The 14,552-nt window shown below is 46.3% G+C and carries 12 protein-coding genes; 1 reads left to right on the forward strand and 11 read right to left on the reverse strand.

The genetic code is table 11. The annotated features are described in order from the left end of the window. Positions 1-45: 45 nt before the first annotated feature. From deoD (ACFQZR_RS18980) to ACFQZR_RS18990, 3 genes are all read right to left on the reverse strand, one after another. Positions 46-756, reverse strand: a complete 711-nt coding sequence (deoD, locus tag ACFQZR_RS18980; RefSeq protein WP_018755006.1) for a purine-nucleoside phosphorylase — start codon at positions 754-756, stop codon at positions 46-48. Positions 757-879: 123 nt separating this feature from the next. After that, entirely contained in the window at positions 880-2,310 is a 1,431-nt protein-coding gene (locus ACFQZR_RS18985) for an AcpB/EbpR/MafR family transcriptional regulator (protein WP_379348593.1), read from the reverse strand. Positions 2,311-2,318: 8 nt separating this feature from the next. Next, on the reverse strand, positions 2,319-3,215 hold the full coding sequence (locus ACFQZR_RS18990; protein ID WP_379348595.1) for a helix-turn-helix domain-containing protein: 897 nt from the start codon (positions 3,213-3,215) through the stop codon (positions 2,319-2,321). A 139-nt stretch (positions 3,216-3,354) separates the two neighbouring features. Between ACFQZR_RS18990 and ACFQZR_RS18995 the strand changes: the two genes are divergently transcribed. Then, positions 3,355-4,128, forward strand: a complete 774-nt coding sequence (locus tag ACFQZR_RS18995) for a phytanoyl-CoA dioxygenase family protein (RefSeq protein WP_379348597.1) — start codon at positions 3,355-3,357, stop codon at positions 4,126-4,128. 78 nt (positions 4,129-4,206) lie between these two features. On the opposite strand, the gene ACFQZR_RS19000 is transcribed toward ACFQZR_RS18995, so the two are convergent. The 8 genes from ACFQZR_RS19000 to ACFQZR_RS19035 all read right to left on the reverse strand — a co-directional run bounded on the left by ACFQZR_RS19000 (position 4,207) and on the right by ACFQZR_RS19035 (position 14,453). Continuing rightward, positions 4,207-5,004: a sugar phosphate isomerase/epimerase family protein gene (locus tag ACFQZR_RS19000; protein ID WP_379348599.1), complete on the reverse strand. Its 798-nt coding sequence runs from the start codon at positions 5,002-5,004 to the stop codon at positions 4,207-4,209. Positions 5,005-5,025: 21 nt separating this feature from the next. Beyond that, on the reverse strand, positions 5,026-5,850 hold the full coding sequence (locus ACFQZR_RS19005) for a phytanoyl-CoA dioxygenase family protein (RefSeq protein WP_379348601.1): 825 nt from the start codon (positions 5,848-5,850) through the stop codon (positions 5,026-5,028). Positions 5,851-5,952: 102 nt separating this feature from the next. Beyond that, positions 5,953-6,759: an AraC family transcriptional regulator gene (locus ACFQZR_RS19010; RefSeq protein WP_379348603.1), complete on the reverse strand. Its 807-nt coding sequence runs from the start codon at positions 6,757-6,759 to the stop codon at positions 5,953-5,955. 161 nt (positions 6,760-6,920) lie between these two features. Next, complete coding sequence (locus ACFQZR_RS19015) at positions 6,921-8,477, reverse strand: ABC-F family ATP-binding cassette domain-containing protein (RefSeq protein ID WP_379348605.1); 1,557 nt, start codon at positions 8,475-8,477, stop codon at positions 6,921-6,923. A 189-nt stretch (positions 8,478-8,666) separates the two neighbouring features. Then, positions 8,667-10,904 (reverse strand): bifunctional 2',3'-cyclic-nucleotide 2'-phosphodiesterase/3'-nucleotidase, encoded by a 2,238-nt coding sequence (locus ACFQZR_RS19020; RefSeq protein WP_379348607.1) that lies wholly within the window; start codon positions 10,902-10,904, stop codon positions 8,667-8,669. A gap of 264 nt (positions 10,905-11,168) precedes the next feature. Continuing rightward, on the reverse strand, positions 11,169-11,879 hold the full coding sequence (deoD, locus tag ACFQZR_RS19025; protein WP_379348609.1) for a purine-nucleoside phosphorylase: 711 nt from the start codon (positions 11,877-11,879) through the stop codon (positions 11,169-11,171). Positions 11,880-12,105: 226 nt separating this feature from the next. Next, positions 12,106-13,110, reverse strand: coding sequence for a DNA-binding transcriptional repressor DeoR (locus ACFQZR_RS19030; protein WP_379348611.1), 1,005 nt, complete (start codon positions 13,108-13,110; stop codon positions 12,106-12,108). A 161-nt stretch (positions 13,111-13,271) separates the two neighbouring features. Further along, complete coding sequence (locus tag ACFQZR_RS19035; protein WP_379348613.1) at positions 13,272-14,453, reverse strand: MFS transporter; 1,182 nt, start codon at positions 14,451-14,453, stop codon at positions 13,272-13,274. Positions 14,454-14,552 lie beyond the last annotated feature (99 nt).

Raw genomic sequence — 14,552 nt, forward strand, 5'->3', positions numbered from 1 at the left:
TCCATATTGTGTGAATCCATTCACAATAACTGTGATTGAAACGCATCACACATCTGCAATGATCGTATTCAGCGCAATTTCTGCCATGCCGTTAAACGATTGCTCACTCGTCTTATGCGATGAACGTTCATTCGTCAAGAGCTGGCTGCCGACCGTCAGTATGGTCAATGCTCGAACCCCATATTTTGCTGCTAACGTATACAACGCTGTGCTCTCCATCTCCACCGCCAGGACGCCGAATTCCATGAATTTATGCAGACGATCTAACGTCTCGCGGTAGAATTCATCGGAATTATAAATGTTGCCGACATGTACCTTCGCTTGCTGTGACTCAGCTAATTGATACGCTTTCATTAACATGTGAAAATCTGCAGTCGGCGCATAATTGCAGCCATGGAATATTTTTTCCGTCATGTTGCTATCGGAGGATACGGACTGCGCTAACACAATGTCACGAATCTGGAGCTCCTTCTGCATCGCTCCGCATGTCCCGATCCGAATCAGCTTCTTTGCCCCATAGTCCTTAATCAACTCAGTCGCATAAATGCTCATCGAGGCATTGCCCATCCCTGTTCCTTGCACTGAGACAGGTACACCTTTATAGATTCCGGTATAACCGAGCATCCCTCTCACTTCGTTATAACAATAGACATCGTCCAAGAAATGTTCCGCGACGAATTTGGCACGCAGTGGATCGCCTGGTAGTAAGACGCGCTCCGCGACCTGACCGACTTGTGCTTCCATGTGAATACTCATGTTGTTATTCCCCCTCATCATCTTGCTGATCGAAATCGCTTACATGAACATCATAAGAAGAATCCGAGGAACAAACTAGACCAAAAGTTGGCGTAAGCTACGGAAGAAAAAGGACCAACACCTTCACATCAGCAGCTCTTGGCGGATATTATCCAGATCTCGACGTGTCGGAATCGTCGCGATAATCACGGTAGGAACGCTCTTGATCGATAGCGGGAACGTGCTGATAATAAAATCAATCTGCCGCTGCTTCACAATGTCATCGGTTAACCCTTCCATAATAGTCGTATGAATGGTGAGTTGATCACCAATTTCTTTCTTGATGAGATTCGCGACGTAATGGCGGACGGAGAACTCCTCTCCGATAATAAGAAAAGCGTTCTTGCTCTTATATCGCAGACTGGAGCTGACGAGTAAGGTGAGCTTGGTCAAATGGAATTCATTCAGATGGATCAGCGAAAAATAGTGATTCCACTGCGCCATACAGCGCTGCACCTCATCATAGACATGCTGACAAGACTGCTGCACATATGTTGTAAGATGATTCTGGGAGACATCCATCAGTTCCGGAATCGCATTATCGATGATCAATTTTTCGAAGAATTCACCCATCTCCTGGATAAACCGCTCGTCCATATGCAGTGTAGGAAAAGATTGCATCAATAGCGGAAAAAGCTGATTACGCATCGATATCATGAGCTCTTCCTGCCGAGAATGCGTACGTGCTGCAGAGTTAACTGAGCCCTGATTGTTATATTGACTCAAGCTGAATAACGAGGTTAGGAAGAAAATCTCATCCTTTGGCAGGGAAATCTGGTATGTATGTTCTAACTTCTTGGCTAGCTCAATGAGCGGTCGATGAAATAGGCTCTCTGTCCATTCATATTGCTCCTCCTCAATGTGCACCGGATGTCTTTGTCGAATCCGTTCGATTACAATCGCAATCAGGAAAGCTAAATTACGCTTGGAATTCAGGAAATACACAATCCGGTTCTCAGCTTCGATCTCGGTAATGAAATGGTTCAATGTATCAAAATCCGTATTTGCAAATGGCCATCCTGTATAGGCATATGCTTCGCAGAATATTTTCCACAAGAAGTATCGAATATGAATTTCGTGGCCTTTGAACGCAGGGGTCGCATATGTGATCCGCAGATGAAAAGGTTTCAGCACTTGGTTATTCAACTGTACAATGAATTTCTTAAAGGATGAGGTGCTCATGAACATTGATTCCGCAATTTCCTCCGCACGAATGCGTCCCCCTTGTGTGAATAACAGATGCATCAACCGATAATAAGAAGTCTGCTTGAACAACTGGGCAATGACTTCCTGGATCGTCGTGCTTCGGCGGTCACGGTGCAGAATCATGCCCCTTCCACGCGACACTTCAATGGCCATCGCAGACGGCAATTGCTGACTCAACTCCTCGACGAGCTTGCGAATCGTCTTATCGGATACCATGAGCTCCTTCTCCATTTCTGCAAAAGTAAACCAACGCTGCTCCGTATCCAACAAGGTCAGTAATCCTCTGGACAGAATAAAATCCTTATCCATATCAGCACCTAATCCTTCTGTATCAATGATGTTATGTTATTCTTCGTCTCACGGAATCGGCCTGGCGGCAGCTTCTTGTCCTCCATGAACACCCGTGTGAAATAATGAACCGAAGAAAATCCAGTAAGTTCAGCAATTTGCTTAATCGGCAGATCGGTACCGAGCAAGAGTCGAGTCGCTTGACGTACACGCTCATGCCGGATGAAATCTGTAAAAGTCTCGCCAATTCCAGCTGAGAATAGACGCGATAAATGCCGTTCTGAGACATTTAAATAACGAGCGACATCCGTGAGGCCGATTGTGCCAGCTAAATTATCTCGTATATACAGCTTGGCTTGCTGGAGCAGCATATTCGTATTCTTCCGCTGCATATTGGCCATCCTCTCTTGTGTCTGTACGCCGAATAGCGCAAGAAACGATAGGATCAACGAATAGGCAACCGTGCCAATCGCCGCGGCAGGGAGATTCCCTGTCATGCCATCTTGCAGCATCAAAGACTTCCACAATAACGCCGTTGGATGGAGATCGTCCTGATGCACACATACCGCAGCATATTCACTCAGCGCTTCAAAGGCCTCCCGAATGGTGCCGTGAGTCAACGATTCATCCAATTCAAAGGCCACATAGAGAAGAAACAACCCTTCCTGTGTACGAATTTGATGAGTAACCCCTGGCCTCGAACAAAAATGTGTACCGCTCTGAATCGGATAGTCCACCCCATCATCTGTATATGTCCCTTCACCTGTGAGGACATAGCAGACTTCGAAGAATGAATGTTTGTGAACCGGATTATCAAATAGCTGTGGATTCACGCCCCAGTAGTGCACCTTAAAACAAGCATCGTTCGTCTGCAATACGGTTGCAATTTCATTGAGCATGGAATTGGTTTCTTTATATAGGTACATGGTATTCCCGCCTAACTGATATGACCTTATTTTACAAAAAAATGTCCGTTTTTAAAAAAGACAACAGATCATTATAATCCTTATCATTATAAGTGTAATCACACAAAATTGCTCGTATCATATCCAAGGAGGCGTGTAGATGATTCAACCCGTAGATGTGCAATTTTATAAAGAGAATGGATACTTACTCGTGAAGGGGGTATTCAATCTTGAAGAAGTCGAGGAGATGCGCGGGGCGGTTGAGCGAATTATTCAACGCGCTGCACAGTCGAAGGCTGATTGGAACGCAGCTTGGCAAGGTGAGTATCTCCCGCCAGAGCAATTGAAGAAGCTCGTACTGAAAGGATTTCATGATGTGCATTATCATGATGCTTCATTTACGCGTGCGGTTGTGCACCCGAATATGCGGGCGGTTCTTACACAGATCATCGGTCCCAATGTCCAATTGCATCATTCCAAAATGCTGGTCAAACCGCCTGAGAATGGCGCCGCATTCCCGATGCATCAAGATTACCCCTATTTCCCGCATGCAAATCATTCGATGTTAGCGGCGAGTGTCCATCTTGATTATGCCGATGAAGAAAACGGTTGTCTGCGCGTTATCCCAGGCTCACACAAGGCTGGATCCCTCCCCCATCTCGGCTCCCATTATCTGAATCACAAGGAATATCCGACGAAAGACGGAACGCCTTGCATTGCCGAAGCAGGGGACGTATTGTTCTTTAATTATTTGACCATCCACGGATCGGACCCGAACCGCAGCTCTCGAACGCGGAGAAACGTCTTGTTCCAATACAAAGACGCGAGTGATTTCCCGACGGAAAATGTCCATTTCGACTGGGGTATGGGACTCATGGTTGCTGGGGAGAACCCGCATTTCTTGAAAGCGAAGCCGAACTATACCATTACGTAATCATCGCATAAAAGGGCCTGTTCCAATCTGTAGGTTCTCTCTACAGTGGAACAGCCCCTTTATATTGGATGTGAATCTTTATCCGTTCTGAAAACGCTCGCGCACTCTACCTGCCATCCATTGGTTAACCTCGAACAGATCGGTTACAGGTTGCCCTGTATAAGGAATTCTCGGCATATAACCAGGAGGACCGAATTCAGGGGTCATCGTCGTGACCTGATGCCCTTCCATCTTCCTACGATGTAGAATCGTCTCCCACCAGCCTTCGAAACGCTCCAATGCATAGGCATATTCAGGCGCGGCTGGATGCGGGACCTGTGGCCCTTGTTCGAACCCGATCCTTGCATGCAGGTGAATCGTCCGTTCCATAATGATAGACATATCCTCTTCTTGATCATGGAGGAGGGATTCGCAGACGCACGTAAAGTGGCTGTAATCTGCGGTAATCCGGAGATCTGGGAATGTACGAAGTAGTCTTGCCGTCGACCTCGGCGTGAACATGGTCCGACCGCGATGCGTCTCATGGCCGATCGGCACCCCGAATTGTTTCTCGACTTGCACAGCATTAGCGAAGAACCGATCTTGTTCTTCCTCACCCCAATAATCTTTGCCACTATGGGAATTAATCAAGAGCGGACGAAATTTGACAGCTCGCTCCACTTGAGCCAAGAAGGATTCTTCATGATTGCCATGCGTATAAATCTGCGGAATGTAACCAAGCCCCAGCTCCTCGCGAAGCTCATTGAACTCATTCTCATCATCCTGTGAAGGAAGCCCCACTTCCACCCCGTCATATCCATGCTGCGCCGCGCGCTCCATCTTCTCCCGCAGCGTTCCTTCCATACCCCAGAACGCGTGATATATCTTCAATTCCAACTTAAACTCCCCTTTACTCGCTTATTTATGGTGCCCCCGTGGTTTCTTCCCGCTCCAACGTTCATCGACGATTTCTGTAGCCGATTGATACCGCGCGTCAACGCTAATGCGATATTGATTGGTCGTATTCTCCAAGGAGCAATGCATCAAGAACATACCGAAGATCAGCACATCCCCCGCTTCGAACGTCGTCGTCGCCCATTGTCCGCCGAATTTCTCGGTAATCACGAGCGGATCGTCTGTATAATGTCCAATGCCATCTCGATCCGAATCCTTTGTACCGTAGGAGTTCTTGAGACTGTCGAATCGATGCGAGCCTAGACACATCGCAAGACCGCCCATCTCGTAAGAGATATCGCCGATTGGTGACCACACTGTATATACGTTATGCGTACCGCGTCCCATATAGACGATATCATAATGCGCTCCAGTGAAATCGCCTGAGCCTACAGCTCGCAGCCATTTGTAATGATACGTCAGCGATTGCTCGCCAAGTAATTCATCGAAGAAGCGCATCACATGATCTCCATTCAATACGTTCAGCAATTCTGGCAAGTCTTCATTCGTACCACCCATAAAGATACTTTTGCTGCCATCGGCAATGACGCCTTCTTCGAGGAGTGTGTCTCGCTCCAGCTTGCCCATCTTATTCATTTTCTCTAGAATCGCTCTTCGCGCAGTTAACACCTGCTCCCGGTCATGAAATCCACGAATGAGCAAATATCCGTCTTCTTCCATACGTTCACGAAGCGCATGTACATCATCTAAAATATCATTCGAGCTTCGTAACTCTGTTAAATGCGGTCCATTCAGTTCTAATTCACGACTCCCGACTTTAACCATCATTGTCCATTACCACCCATGATTTATTTAAATTCGATCGATTGATCACCTTCAATATAAACGGGAATGGCCATGTTGTATTTAGGGAAATGAATTCGAAATTTACTAAAATCGCTCCGACGGTTCGCCCATCCCCTTCTCCCCTTGCTGCTCTTTTCTCCATTTGGAGGGAGAAGTCCCTTCCATTTGTTGAAACCAAGCACTGAACAGGTGAATCCCCGAGAAACCTAGCTGTTCCGCGATGCGCAGAATAGGTTCATCCGAAGTTCGAAGGAGCCATTTTGCTTCAGATAATCTATGAAGCTGTTGATATTGCTTCGGTGACACATGATAGACTCTCGTAAACTCCTTGCGAAAAGCCGACACCGATAATCCTGACATACGAGCTAATTCCGTTACGCGGACTTCTTGATTAAATTGGTTCCGAATATAATCGGCTGCACTCGAGATCGACATGCGCTGCGGCTCATTTCGAGTATGCTGCATCAATGTTAACAGGAACAACTCTATCCACGTGGAGATAACCGCATCGCGCTCTTCCAATGGCCCAGAGATGATCTTTAACCAATTACGAAATAGAGATTCATAGATTTCTCGATTCATCGGCGATAAATAAATCAATCTTGGACGTTCAGGCTCCGCTAACTGATAGAATCGATGCACGAGCTCTTGAGGGAGTGAGGATATTTGTAAGACCCCAAATCGTACGGAATCCTCAGTCCAGAATCGGTGTGGTACATTCGGTGGGATTAGGACAACGGCTCCTTTCTCCATCACATATTCGCTACGCAGGCATTCCATCACAGCAGAACCTTCAAGCACGATGGATACTTCATAATCAGGATGATGATGCGTCTCCATACTCCACCGATTGGCATGCGATGCGATCGCTGTACTCACATGTATGGTCATCGTCTACCTCCCGCTGGCGAAGTTCATTTCATCCTCAGATATACAAAGTTTACCACGGATAAGCAATACGTAAAGTAGGATTTTTGCATCGTGCAGGCAGCCATATGAAAAAAGCTTACCAACCTCTAACGATGACGCCAGAGATAGGTAAGCTATATGGATTAAAATACTTTCGTCGTCCAAGATTCACAATTCCATGTTTCTGTCACGACGTCGCGATAAAATTCAGGTTCGTGCGAAATGAGAAGAATGCTGCCTTTGAAAGCCTTCAGCGCACGCTTCAGTTCGTCCTTCGCATCGACATCCAAATGGTTCGTCGGCTCATCGAGCACAAGCAGATTGGTCTCGCGGTTGATGAGCTTGCAGAGACGGACTTTCGCTTTCTCACCACCGCTTAATACCGCAATTTTACTCTCGATATGCTTCGTCGTTAGACCGCATTTCGCTAGCGCTGCACGAACTTCAAATTGCGTGAATGCAGGGAACTCTTTCCAGATCTCTTCAATACACGTATTATAGTTGGCATCCTTCATTTCCTGCTCGAAATAGCCGATATCCAGGTTCTCACCACGTTGGACGTTACCCGAAATGGCTGGAATCTCACCTAGAATACTACGCAGCAATGTTGTTTTACCGATACCGTTCGCACCGACAAGTGCAATTTTCTGACCGCGCTCCATCCGAAGATCTAGCGGTCTAGACAATGGACTGTCATAACCGATGACCAGGTCCTTCGTCTCGAAGACCATTTTGCCGGAAGCTCTCGAATCTTTGAAGTTGAACTGCGGCTTCGGCTTTTCCTTCGCCAGCTCAATGACTTCCATCTTATCGAGCTTCTTCTGTCTGGACATCGCCATGTTACGCGTTGCAACACTCGCTTTGTTCCGGGCAACGAAATCCTTCAAGTCTGCAATTTCTTGCTGTTGGCGCTTAAACGCCGATTCAAGCTGCTGCTTCTTCATATCGTGAACTTGCAGGAAGTAATCGTAGTCTCCCACATAACGGGTTAACTCTTGATTCTCCATATGATAAATCAAGTTAATAACACTATTCAGGAACGGAATATCATGTGAGATCAGAATGAATGCATTCTCATATTCTTGCAGATAACGCTTGAGCCATTCGATATGCTGCTCATCCAGATAGTTCGTCGGCTCGTCCAAGAGTAAGATGTCCGGTTTCTCGAGCAACAGCTTCGCAAGCAAGATCTTCGTCCGCTGGCCACCGCTCAGATCATGAACATCTTTGTCTAGACCGATATCCGTAATACCGAGACCGCGTGCGGTTTCCTCGATCTTCGCATCGATCATATAGAAATCCTGATTCGTCAGTGTATCTTGAATCGTTCCTACATCCTCAAGCAGCTGCTCAAGCTCTTCCGCCGATACGTCGCCCATTCTACCGTACATATCGTTCATTTCCTGTTCCATATCGAACAAGTATTGGAATGCGCCTCGTAAGACATCACGAATCGTCATCCCTTTGTTAAGTACCGCATGTTGATCCAAATATCCAACGCGCATACGCTTGGACCATTCGACCTTTCCTTCATCCGGTTGAAGCTTGCCAGTAATAATGTTCATAAAAGTGGACTTACCTTCGCCGTTCGCGCCTATCAGTCCAATGTGCTCGCCCTTCAATAAGCGAAAAGATACGTCATTGAAGATCGCGCGATCCCCAAAGCCGTGACTTAATCGTTCTACGTTTAATATGCTCATGCATGACACCTTTTCTTCTAGACTTTTTTCCTCGTCCTATTATACGTGGTATCGTGGGTATAACTCAATCAACAAACGTAAAAAAACGGCGACTTTATGGAAGAAAAACAAGAATGCCCTCCATTTGCCAAGTCGGCAACATAGAGGGCGTTATCATTTTTCGCAGGAATCCCGAGGCGGTCCCTACCGCTAGTTCTTCAGCGCTTGGAAAATCGATTCTGGAAGCCACAGCTTATTGTTCTTGAGCTCGGCCTTGACCGACACTTTGATTCCCTTAACGAGCGCACTGTCCGTGTTCAATACGTATGAGGCTTGGGCAGCTCCTTGGGTCAATGTCACCGTCTTGGTCTTCGTATCATAAGTTACTGCAATGCCTTGTGCGGCAGCCGTCTCACGAACCGGAACCAATTCGGAAGATACAGGGCTTGGTTCTGGTGTACCAGCTGGTTGTTGCGCTTGGACTTTCGAAAGATCCAATGTAAATTTCGCAAAGCCATCTTTTTCTTCACCAACATACTTCATACCGCCAAGCTTCGCCGCTGCATCTTTCGCCTTCGGCGAAGTTCTAAATGTTATATTCGCATCCCCTGTAACCGGAACGAATGACCAGTTATTATCGGCTGTAGGATTAATCTTCTTATTCTGCGCGATATAATCAATCAGAACCTGACGTGTTTCGTCTGGAGACGAGATCACAATATTGGACCCGTCCAGATTCGGGAAATTCCCACCGCCACTTGCACGATAATTATTCGTAACCACGAGGAATTGCTGATCCTTGGTGACAGGTTTGCCGTTGAACTGTAAATTGACAATCCGGTGCGAATCCGGGTTCACAAGCTTCCCTTTGCGCTCATAACGCGCTGGCTTTGTCACATCAATTTGATACGTTACGCCATCAATCACGTCGTACAAATACGTAGGGAAATCTTCATTGATGAGCGGCTGCTCCTCTTGCTTATTCGGATCAATCTGGTTGAACTGACCTGCGGCGTGCTCAAGCCACTCTCTTACTTGATCCCCATTCAATTGCACAACATTTACTGTATTCGGATAGACATATAAGTCGGCTGCACTCTTCACGGCCAGCGTACCTGTAGGAATATCCGTGAAGTAGTTCGGCCCCCAACGTCCGCCAGCTTTGAATGGTGCTGCTGCTGACAATACCGGGATTCCTTCATACGATGTGCCTTGAATGTACTTCTCCGTGTACCATTTCTGTGCATTTGATACGATCTGAACCGATGGATCATCATGAACAACAGCGAAGAAGCTATTGATTGGCGCTGTCGTCTCACCGATCGGCCCACGCACATATTTGACGGTCGCTTCATGCTCTTCCTTCACCGCATCAACAATTCGCTCATCCACCTTAGCCAGCGATTTCTTGTTCGCTTTATCATAGATCGGGCGAGCCTCCGTTTGGCTGTCTACCACTTTCCATTTTCCGTCCACCTTCTGAAGCGAGAGATCAACAACACCAAGATGATCTCCCCAAAAGCCTGGCATGACGGCAGGCACACCATGAATCGTACCTTTCTTAATATCTATGCCTTCCAATTTATCGAACTCCGCACTCGGGAATACCTTATGGTCGTGACCGAACAAAATCGCGTCAATGCCCGGCACCTTCGCCAAATGAACGGTTGCATCACTCATATTCTCTTTGTACGGACTGCTGTCAAACCCGGAATGCGGAACCGCGATAACAAGATCCGCACCTTCTTGCTTCATCTTCGGCACGAATTTGTTAGCCGTTTCAATAATGTCCTTCGCAATGACTTTACCCTCCAAATTGGCTTTGTCCCACTCCATAACCTGTGGAGGAACGAAACCAATGACACCGATCTTCAGCGTTACTGGCGTCCCCTTCTCATCCTTGAACGTTCTCGTCAGAATCTCATACGGTGTGAAATAGTTCTTATCATTGTCTGGGTTGTTATCATGGTCATCTATGTAAACGTTTGCATTTACATGCGGAAATTTAGAACCTTTCAAGCTGCGCTCCAAGAAATCGAGACCAAAATTAAACTCGTGATTGCCGATCCCTGCTGCATCGTATTCCAGAAGATTCATCGCTTTAAATGCCGGATGGACTTGTCCATCTTGTAGCGGCTTGATCTTCGCCACATAATCCCCTAATGGATTCCCTTGTATGAGGTCACCGTTATCGAACAACATGCTGTTCGTTACTTCTTGACGCGCTTTAATAATCAATGAGGCCGTTAACGCAAGACCATATTCTTCGGTCGACTGGTCTTGATAGTAGTCGTGGTTAAGAATGTTCGTATGAATATCAGTCGTTTCCATCAATCGAAGCTTCAACGTTGCTCCTTGGTCGCTCGCGTCCGCAAAGGCAGACATTGAGAAAGCACTGCTTAATACTGCCGCAGCCAACAAACTTTTCAACATTTTCTTCTGATTCATTGGTAGTTCCCTCCCGATCAACAACATGATTAATCAAATGATAATTGCGAAATTACTTTTTTTCGATTTCTCTTCCAAACCTTATCACTTTTATGATCAAACTGCGATTCACCTCCAGAATATATCGCTATATCCATCTTTTTCATGAACATAACGTATTTTGATTTTATCTTTTGTTCAGTCTTTACGCAATGACTTATTGTAAAGTGTTTCTTTTTCCTTCGAATCATCTGCACAAGCACAAAAAAAAGACGACCACGTCGTCTAATTTGGAGTGACAGCAACATCGAGCGCAAGCTCGATCATTTCGGTAAAGGTGCTCTCACGTTCTTCGACCGTTGTCATCTCCCCTGTCAGCACAAGATTGCTCACCGTAAGAATGGACAACGCATTAACACGATGCCTCGTCGCAAGCGTATACAATTCTGCCGTCTCCATCTCTAGCGCAAGCATCTGATAATCCGCCCATAATCGAATTTCATCCCAATTGTTTATATAGAAGGTATCGGTTGTCATCACATTGCCGACTTTCACCGACAGCTTCTTCGCTTGAGATAGATCATAAGCTTTCCTCAGAAAGTGAAAGTTGGCGGTCGGCGCAAAATCAATCCCATTGAACCTCCGTTGATTAATCGCGGAAGACGTTGAAGCACTCATCGCGATCACGATATCTCTTAGCTTCACATCATGCTGAATCGCCCCGCAGGTGCCGACACGAATCATATTTTTCACGCCGTATTCTTGAATTAATTCATGCGCATAAATGGACATGGATGGAACCCCCATCCCTGTGCCCTGCACGGAGACTCGTTTCCCCTTGTAAACCCCCGTATAGCCCAGCATGCCGCGAACGCCGTTATAACAATATGCCTCTTCCAAGAAGGTCTCTGCAATGAATTTCGCTCGAATCGGGTCCCCCGGTAACAGAATGGATTCGGCGATATCACTCGGTGAAGCCCCTATATGTACGCTCATATGATTAATCCCCCTCTCATTTTCATCACGTAATATGCGTATTATTGCGTGTTCAAAAAGTCGGCATTTCAGCACCGAGAAGGTTGCGAGAACCTGAAGAAGGAGGAACGGAGTTTAGGCGAAACCTAAATGAGTACCAGACTTCTAAGGTGAACGCAAGATTCGATGTTGATTATGCTTCTTGAATGACTTCGTGATCAAATGATGACTTTTTGAACAACCTCTATTAGTACAATGGAATGCCTGAGAGTGGGAACACAGCCGACGGATTTATTCTGCTCGAAGCATCATGATCCTTATCCAGTAATGATTTGGCGGTAAATTGATCGGTGATGAGCACATTCGCATATCTGCCTCTGAGCGCGCCATAAATAACTTCAACCTTCCGAGCCCCTCCAGCCACAAGAATCGAATGCTCCTTGTGTTTTAGCGCTTCCAATTCAATTCCGATTGTCCGTGCATTCAAATCCGGCACGCAAATCTGTCCGCAGGTATCGAAGAACCGCGAGCAAATATCGCCTACCGCCTTACTATAAATGACATTCAATTCTTCCTCCGAGAAATACCCCATTTGCAAAAATAACGAATCCGATTCCGCAACACCTACCGTGAACAATGCGATATTGGCCTGCTCGCCCATGTCGAGAATTTTGCGAATATGCCGATCCGACTCCATGGCTTGCTTCACAAGCAAATGATCTACGATAGCAGGAAGAGGCAGAAAATGCGGATACGTATTATACGCTTTGCCAAATAAGTGCAAAATTTCAGAGTTATATGTATTGGTCTCTAGATGACTGACGCCGCCTTTTAATTGAACGACATTCACCTGATTGACATGTTTATGCCTCAATTTTCTCGCAATCTGATAGATTGTAGAGCCCCACGTGACAGCAAGTGTATCGCCATCCTTCACAACCTCGTCTAAATATTGTGCCGTATCTTCGGCCAAATATTCTTTGATCAGGTCGTCTTCATAATGTGGAACGGGTACGACAATCACTTTTTTGAGGTTATACTTCTGCTTCAATTGATAGGCCAGCTTCGCTGTATCTTCCGAGGGGTCCATAATTCGAATCTGTACGAATCCCTCTTCCTTGGCTTGCTGCAAGAACCGCGATACCGTAGGCCTGGACACACCTAGCTTATCGGCGATATCCTGCTGGCTGTAGTCCATAAAATAATACATTTTCGCGGCCTCAATCATTTTTCTTATTTTATCTTGATCCATTTGAGCCACCCATCTATCCATGATCTTATCGCTACGAACATATTATTCAATATTATACCATTATCCCAGTATCTTATCATTTACAAGACCATATGCCTATCGATGTTTTTGACGCTGTAAAACAATAAAGACCCTTGGATTCCCCAAGGGTCTGACCACATTCACGAAACGGGCTTACTCATCGGTACTGCAACACTTGATCTTGTCTGCCGCCATCGAATGGAGACCACTCCGCAGACCAACGCGAAGAGTACGAATACCACACCAACCCATGCATTGTAATACACCGACGCTTGCTCAATCACAACTCCACCCACGGCTGATCCGAGTGCGATCCCGACGTGCAGCGCTGAGCTGTTCAAGCTCTGCTGAATTTCTGCAGATTCGGGTGCCGACTTAATCAAGTAACTCTGCAATGCAGGGGATACGGACCAACTGAGCATACTCCAGATCATCATGACAATAAGGCATGCATAAATCGAGAATGTCGATAGCGGCATCAAGAACATCATCACAGCAAAGGCAACAACGATGAACAGGATACTCTTCTCTGGACCAAATTTATCACTGACCCAGCCTCCAACGCCTCCACCCGCTACAGCCGCAATCCCAAATATAAAATAGAACAAACTGAGTGTAGATGCGCTTAGATGCAAGGTTTCTTGCAGAAATGGCGTTAAATACGCATATAAGGTCAAATGACCTGTCAACATTAAGATCGATAGCAAATGAGCGAATACAATCTTCCCATCCTTCAGCGATGCCAATTGCTGCTTGAGTGGAACAGATGGCGTAGGCTGAGCCTTCGTCATAAATTTTCCAACGGCAATCATCGCGAGCAACGAGAGGACCGTTATCATCATGAATGGTGCGCGCCATCCGTACGCATTCCCGAGCATCATACCAATCGGTACACCAAGCACGAGCGAACCGCTTACCCCCATATAAATTGTCCCGATCGCTCTCGCACGATACTTGGGCTCAACGAGCTGGGAAGCCATCGTAATCGATAAGACGACGATGAGCGAGCTACTAGCCGCAGACAATACGCGAGCCGCGAGCAATACCGAAAAGTTCGGACTAAACGTAGAGATCAGGTTCCCAATAATAAAAACGAACAGGGTATACATGTAAAGTTTCTTCCGTTCCACCGAAGCTGTCGCTGCGAGTAAGATCGGACCCGCAAGGGCGAACGCGATAGAATATATCGTGATCAGTTGACCCGATGCGCTAAGCGAAATGTTCAAATCCTGCGAGATTAGATCTAGGATCCCTCCCACAATAAGCTCCACCGTTCCTGTCACAAAACAAGCGATGGCTAAAAGATAGATTTTAAAATTCATCAGTAATAATGACTCCCTTCTTATGTCACGAACAATGCAGCAAAGTTACTACCGCAATAGTAACCTAATATACATTTCGAATCAACCCCAATTTTGAAA

This window comes from Paenibacillus sp. GCM10027629, assembly GCF_042676425.1.
GTDB lineage: Bacteria > Bacillota > Bacilli > Paenibacillales > Paenibacillaceae > Paenibacillus_K > Paenibacillus_K terrigena.

Excerpts from the sequence above, each read along its gene's own strand:
- deoD (WP_018755006.1), bottom strand. The coding sequence starts at position 756 with ATGAGTATTCACATGGAAGCACAAGTCGGTCAGGTCGCGGAGCGCGTC.
- ACFQZR_RS18985 (WP_379348593.1), bottom strand. The coding sequence starts at position 2,310 with ATGGATAAGGATTTTATTCTGTCCAGAGGATTACTGACCTTGTTGGAT.
- ACFQZR_RS18990 (WP_379348595.1), bottom strand. The coding sequence starts at position 3,215 with ATGTACCTATATAAAGAAACCAATTCCATGCTCAATGAAATTGCAACC.
- ACFQZR_RS18995 (WP_379348597.1), top strand. The coding sequence starts at position 3,355 with ATGATTCAACCCGTAGATGTGCAATTTTATAAAGAGAATGGATACTTA.
- ACFQZR_RS19005 (WP_379348601.1), bottom strand. The coding sequence starts at position 5,850 with ATGATGGTTAAAGTCGGGAGTCGTGAATTAGAACTGAATGGACCGCAT.
- ACFQZR_RS19010 (WP_379348603.1), bottom strand. The coding sequence starts at position 6,759 with ATGACCATACATGTGAGTACAGCGATCGCATCGCATGCCAATCGGTGG.
- ACFQZR_RS19015 (WP_379348605.1), bottom strand. The coding sequence starts at position 8,477 with ATGAGCATATTAAACGTAGAACGATTAAGTCACGGCTTTGGGGATCGC.
- ACFQZR_RS19020 (WP_379348607.1), bottom strand. The coding sequence starts at position 10,904 with ATGAATCAGAAGAAAATGTTGAAAAGTTTGTTGGCTGCGGCAGTATTA.
- deoD (WP_379348609.1), bottom strand. The coding sequence starts at position 11,879 with ATGAGCGTACATATAGGGGCTTCACCGAGTGATATCGCCGAATCCATT.
- ACFQZR_RS19030 (WP_379348611.1), bottom strand. The coding sequence starts at position 13,110 with ATGGATCAAGATAAAATAAGAAAAATGATTGAGGCCGCGAAAATGTAT.
- ACFQZR_RS19035 (WP_379348613.1), bottom strand. The coding sequence starts at position 14,453 with ATGAATTTTAAAATCTATCTTTTAGCCATCGCTTGTTTTGTGACAGGA.